Source organism: uncultured Oscillibacter sp. (genome assembly GCF_910587525.1).
In the GTDB taxonomy this organism is placed as follows: Bacteria; Bacillota; Clostridia; order Oscillospirales; family Oscillospiraceae; genus Oscillibacter.
The window spans coordinates 1-2,006 of record NZ_CAJULS010000239.1 but is presented as its reverse complement, the minus strand read 5'-3'; the positions used below and the strand labels follow the sequence as shown (position 1 = coordinate 2,006).

Here is a 2,006-nt window from a genome sequence, read left to right as displayed (position 1 = left end):
GGCCGAGACAGTAAAGGAGGTATCGGCTTCTGAACATAAGGACCAAAAGCGCCGGACCCGCAAGGGCCGGTAAGCGTTCCCTCTCCGCGCAACAGACGATCCCCTATGTGGAGATGCTGAAAGACGGCATTTGCCGGGGGCGGGAGGACTTCTACACAAAAACCATCGCCTACGAGGACATCAACTATTCCGTAGTAGATATAGACGCGCCAAGTGTCGCTGTCATACCAATCGTTTCTGGCGGACAAGCTCATACGGTCCAGCAGCATCCCATACAGCAGCTTGGCGTCTGTGGAGACGTGCTTGAATTTCAGATTGGTGATCAACTGGCGGGGAATTTTGAAATAGACAAATTCCTCTTCATCGCCGTAGAAATAATCTGACAATATGATTTCCGGCATGGTCAGGGCCTCCTTTTGGGCAAAAGAGAAAGCACGATCTTTCAATCGTGCTTTCTCTCGGGTGTTGAATTGTGTCATATTGGCTTGATTTTGCGGTGACTGCCTGATATTTTTAGATTTTGCGCGTCATTCTTTATCAGACACGGCCAAAAGGCGCCGCATCCCTTTTCGCAGGGTCATTCAATTGGACAGGAACTCGCCCTTCATGTATCCGGTGGTGGTCACACCGCCCACGTTGGAGAAGGTGATCTCGTACCAGTCGTTGCCCATGCTCTGCACCACCTGGACGGAGCCGCCGTTGGGAACAGTGGCCAAAATTTCGTAATTGGTGCCGGGGCCGGAGCGGACCCGCACGCCATTGCCGCCGTTGATGACCGTGGCCGGACCGGTTTTCAAGGTTCCGCCGCTGCTGGGCGTGGTGGTGGAGGGCGTGGCCGGGGCACTGCCGCCGCCTGTCACCCGGATGATGCACACCGCCTTGCGGGTGCCGTCGGTCACCAGAATATGGGTGATGCCGGCGGAGATGGGCGTCACATTGCCGTTGCTGTCCACAGAGGCGATCCCCGGGTCCTCGCTCATCCAGGTGTAAGTGCCGTTGCCGCCGGAGACCTTCAGCTGGTATACGCCCTCGGAGATGCTGCGGGTGAAGTCGTCACCCCGGATGTTGGTGTATGTCAGGCCGCCGGGCAGGGCATTGGCCGCCTCGTAGCTGCTGGTGGGATCGGCGGGCTGGGTGGCGGTGTCAGGCGGCGTGGTGGTATTCGGCTCATCGGGCATGTCGCCGCCGGGTTCCTGGGTATCCGGGTCCGTGACAGTGGGGTCCTGGGCCACGGGGTCCTGGGCCACGGGGTCCTTCTGCACCGGCGGAGCGGGCGTGACGGGGTCCTCCACGCCGGGCTTATCATCCAGTTCCTTGTCCTTGCCGAATTTATCGGCGATCTTGTCGCCCCACAGCAGGTACACCAATAGGGCAGCCATAAAAAAGATCAGTACCACCAGGGTGGGCGTCACCAGATTGGGCTGGCGTCCGCTGCCGACGCCTACGCGGCGTCCGCTCCGGGGCGGGGCCCGGCGGACCTCCTCCTCCCGGTCCAGATCTTCTTCCTCGCAGAAGGGACAGTAGCGGTATGTATCGGAATATCTCTCCCCGCAGACAGGGCAGCGTTTCATGGCCATGGTCGTCCTCCTGTTATTCATGGTTTCACATTCTACATAATATCCGTTTTTTCGCCTCCCGTCAAGTGCGGCTGTCGAATTTCCAGGAATCCGGTCAAATTACGCCCTGCCCCGCCGCGCAAAAAAGAACCGCCGAAAGGGGAACCCCGATAAAGAAACTTTCTAGATAGCGCCGTCAATAAAAATGTGGTATAATAGTCCCCAAAGTAGCGGGAGGGCAGAAAAATGGCGGGTGAACAGCACAATGTCATTAAGATAAGACCAATTTCCAAATAATGGTGCATCAAAATGTTCTTAGATTTCAGCTAAGCACTTAGAATCCAAAATATTTCTGCACCCCATTATTGGGTAAATTTCCTTAACTTAATGACATTGGTGAACAGCAACGGCATGATATAGGCGGCAGGGCATGGGAGAAAATCAGGCCAT

The 2,006-nt window shown here is 56.2% G+C and carries 1 protein-coding gene and 2 pseudogenes; 1 reads left to right on the top strand and 2 read right to left on the bottom strand.

All coding sequences use genetic code 11. The annotated features are described in order from the left end of the window. Positions 1-194 (top strand): annotated as a pseudogene (locus QZ326_RS13010) (hypothetical protein); the annotation flags it as partial. Between the two features lie 45 nt (positions 195-239). Here QZ326_RS13010 and QZ326_RS13005 read toward each other — a convergent pair. Both QZ326_RS13005 and QZ326_RS13000 read right to left on the bottom strand, forming a co-directional pair. Further along, a pseudogene (locus QZ326_RS13005) lies at positions 240-401 on the bottom strand (replication initiator protein A); the annotation flags it as partial. 180 nt (positions 402-581) lie between these two features. Beyond that, entirely contained in the window at positions 582-1,577 is a 996-nt protein-coding gene (locus QZ326_RS13000) for an SH3 domain-containing protein (RefSeq protein ID WP_295746033.1), read from the bottom strand. Between the last annotated feature and the right edge of the window lie 429 nt (positions 1,578-2,006).